The sequence below is a fragment of the Mycobacterium sp. genome (assembly GCF_025933915.1).
GTDB lineage: Bacteria > Actinomycetota > Actinomycetes > Mycobacteriales > Mycobacteriaceae > Mycobacterium.
Window position 1 is genome coordinate 1 of sequence record NZ_JAICZA010000265.1, and the last position, 3585, is coordinate 3585.

At 65.2% G+C, this 3585-nt stretch carries 3 protein-coding genes; 1 reads left to right on the forward strand and 2 read right to left on the reverse strand.

The genetic code is table 11. The features are described from left to right. The first annotated feature begins 268 nt into the window (after positions 1-268). Positions 269-1135: a hypothetical protein gene (locus Q0W90_RS23700; protein WP_297777029.1), complete on the forward strand. Its 867-nt coding sequence runs from the start codon at positions 269-271 to the stop codon at positions 1133-1135. A 97-nt stretch (positions 1136-1232) separates the two neighbouring features. Here Q0W90_RS23700 and Q0W90_RS23705 read toward each other — a convergent pair whose 3' ends face one another. Continuing rightward, on the reverse strand, positions 1233-2237 hold the full coding sequence (locus Q0W90_RS23705) for a glutathione S-transferase C-terminal domain-containing protein (protein WP_297701053.1): 1005 nt from the start codon (positions 2235-2237) through the stop codon (positions 1233-1235). A gap of 88 nt (positions 2238-2325) precedes the next feature. Continuing rightward, positions 2326-3585 (reverse strand): acyl-CoA dehydrogenase (locus Q0W90_RS23710; RefSeq protein ID WP_297777032.1); only part of this gene is annotated, 1260 nt, incomplete at its 5' end.

Consider the following 3585-nt stretch of genomic DNA (forward strand, 5'->3'; position numbering starts at 1 on the left):
GGAAACTTTGGTCTCACCCCGCCAGCATCAGCAAACCAATGCCGACCACTGGCCATCGACACGCCGACGGCCACGCCAGCCTCACCGGGTGACATTCCTTCCCTGATGCAATCCCAAAACCGACGGCCAAGCCATGACAACGCTGACGGACGCACAACAACTCCTCAACTAGAAGCTGTTGCACTCACCTCCTGAAACCGCCGAGTCTGTGAGCGCAACAAGTCGACGCTCGACCGCGGATGTCGGTGCGTCCGGGCACTGTGTCGGCATGCGACCGTTGGACTGGCCATTTAGAGGAACCGACGCACTGGCAGCTGGAGTCATCACTCGACATCGGTTGCGAACCGAATTCGAGATGGTTCATCGCAACGTCTACCTTCGCCGTGGACAACGGTTGACACCGGTGACCCGAGCCGTTGCCGCGTGGCTGTGGTCTGAACGGACCGCAACCGTGGCAGGCCTGTCCGCGGCGGCATTACATCGCACGGGGTGGATCGACGACTGGCTGCCCGCCGAGTTGAACCGGCTCAGCCGGAACAAGGCACGCGGCATCATCCTGCACAGCGACACCCTCGAAGACGATGAGACGACTGTGTGTGACGGGATGAGCCTGACCACGCCGGCACGCACGGCGTTCGACCTCGGGAGGCGAAAGGGGTTGACTACAGCGGTGATTCGGGTCGATGCGCTGATGCATGCAACCGACGTGAAGACAGCGGACGTCGAACTGCTGGCCGACCGCCATCGCGGAGCGCGCGGGTTGGTGCAGTTGCGGCGTGTCCTGACCATGGTCGACGGAGGCGCTGAATCACCGTACGAGACGAAGACCCGTTTGCTCCTCGTCGGCAGCAGATTGCCGCGTCCACAAACCCAGATCGAAGTGCTCAACGAATGGGGCGCGATGCTGGCGCGCATCGACATGGGCTGGGAGGAATGGAAGGTCGGCGTGGAATTCGACGGCGCACACCACTGGACCGACCCTGCGCGGCGCACCCGAGACATTGATCGGCTGGCCGAACTCGAGGCACGTGGTTGGACGATCGTCCGGGCCAGTGCCGACATGCTGCGGTACCGCCCATACGTTGTCGTGGCGCGGACCCGTAGTGCCCTGGTCGCGGCCGGCTGCCGACTCTGAGCGTCGAGCGTGGACTTGTTGGGCCGAAACGCCAAGATTCGCCCAACAACTCGACGTTCGGCGCCAAGGGTTAGGCCTCGACGTTCGGCGCCAAGGGTCAGGCCCCATGGCCGGCGGGGACCCGTTCCCCCGCGAGCGGCGGGCCCGGGGGCGTTCCCTCCCCGAACGGCTCGCCGCCCAGGCGTTCTCGTTCGTGCGGGGATAGCCAGCCGGACAGGTCGGGGCCCTTGGGGACGATGCGGGTGGGGTTGATGTCGGCGTGGACGATGTAGTAGTGCTGCTTGATCTGGACGAAGTCGACCGTGTCCCCGAAACCCGGTGTCTGAAACAGGTCGCGGGCGTAGGCCCACAGCACCGGCATCTCGCTCAGTTTGCTGCGATTGCACTTGAAATGCCCGTGATAAACCGGGTCGAAGCGGGCCAGGGTGGTGAACAGCCGCACGTCGGCCTCGGTGATGGTGTCGCCCACCAGGTAGCGCTGGTCGGTCAGCCGATCGCTCACCCAATCCAACGCGGTGAACAACCGGTCGTAGGCCGCTTCGTAAGCCTGCTGCGAGCCGGCGAAGCCGCACCGGTACACACCGTTGTTGATCTCGGTGTAGACCCGCTTGTTCACCTCATCGATTTCCGCGCGCAGGCGCTCGGGGTAGAGCGCGGGTGCGCCGTCGCGGTGGTACGCCGACCACTCCGTCGAGAGATCGAGGGTCATCTGCGCGAAGTCATTGGTGACCACCGCCCCGGTGCCGACGTCGACGATCGCCGGAACCGTGATGCCCTTGGGGTAGTCGGGGAATCGCTTGAAGTAGGCATCTTGCAGCCGCGGGATCTTCAGGACCGGGTCGACCCCCCCGGGATCGAGATCGAACGTCCAACTGCGCTCGTCATGGGTGGGACCGCAAAAACCAATGGAGAGAACGCTTTCGAGGCCCAACAATCGCCGGACGATGATGGCGCGGTTGGCCCACGGGCACGCGCGGGCGACGACGAGCCGATACCGGCCGGGCTCGACCGGGTAGCCGTCGCGCCCATCGGCAGTGATGCGGGTGTTGATGTAGTTCGTGTCACGGGTGAAATCGCCCGTCCCGGCGACGTAGGTGGCCATGACGACGATTCTGCCCCAATCCCCAACGTCGACTCGTTGGCGTCACTTCGCCGGATTGCAACCAACAGGTCGACGTTGGACGCCTTGACTAGCCCGATAGGAACCGACGGGCCAGATTGGTCTCGGTCGACGCGCCCTCTTCCCAATGGGCGATCCACGGCCCGGTGCCCTCGGACTGATCGATGATCCCATCCTCCAGCCAGCTGTAACGGCCCTGCAGCAGGTTGCGGGTGAGCTGCACATCGCTGCCGTCGGTGTTGTCCCACAAGGCGTGAAACAGCGTCTCCACCCGCAACGCCGCTTGGGCGCAGAACGTTTCGGCCAGCTCGTAGGCCTGCTGACCCACCACCGGATCGGCGGCGCGTTGCGACTCCGCCCGCACGCACGCCGCGGACATCGCGAACAACTCGGCACCGATATCGACCACACGCCCGAGGAACCCCTGCCGCTGCTCCAGCTTGGCTTGCCACCGCGCCATCCCGTAGAAGGTGTTTCGGGCGAGCTTGCGGCTGGAGCGCTCGATGAACCGTAGGTGTGACGCCAGCGGACCGAACTCGTGGAATGCCCGGGGCCGTTGTCCTTCACCGAAAACCAGCTGCGGCAACCACTTTGCGTAAAATCCGCTCGCTCCGACCGCTGCGGCGGCCTTCTGCCGCAACCCGGTGTCGGGCTTGGCGAGGTCGCCGGCCGCGGCGAGGTGGGCGTCGACCGCCTCACGAGCGATGAGCAGCCTCATGATCTCGCTGGAACCCTCGAAGATGCGATTGATCCGCAGATCGCGCAACACCTGCTCGACGGGCACCGCACGCTCCCCACGCGCGGCCAGCGACTCCGCGGTCTCGTAGCCTCGCCCACCCCGGATCTGCATGACCTCGTCGGCGATCACGCAGGCCATCTCGCTGGACCACAACTTGGCCAACGCCGCCTCGATCCGGATGTCGTTGCGCCCTTCGTCGGCCATCTGCGCGGAGAGTTCGAGGACGGCGTCGAGCGCATAGTTGGTGGCGGCGATGAACGAGAGCTTGCGGGCCACCGCTTCGTGCTCGGCCAGCGGTTTACCCCACTGCACACGCTCACCGGACCATTCGCGCGCTATCTTCAATGCCCACTTCGACGAGCCCGTCGCACTCGCGGGGATCGACAACCGTCCCGCGTTGAGCGTGGTCAACGCGATCTTCAAGCCGTCGCCTTCGGCGCCGATCAGGTTTTCGCGCGGGACCCGAACGCGATGCAGTCTGGTCACGCCGTTTTCGATGCCGCGCAGGCCCATGAATTGGTTGCGTCGCTCCACGGTGATTCCGGGTGAGTCGGCCTCGACGACGAAGGCACTGATGCCGCCGCGGTGCCC

What these genes read in the sequence shown, in the direction of transcription:
- Q0W90_RS23700 (WP_297777029.1), top strand. Translation starts at nt 269, where the DNA reads ATGCGACCGTTGGACTGGCCATTTAGAGGAACCGACGCACTGGCAGCT.
- Q0W90_RS23705 (WP_297701053.1), bottom strand. Translation starts at nt 2,237, where the DNA reads ATGGCCACCTACGTCGCCGGGACGGGCGATTTCACCCGTGACACGAAC.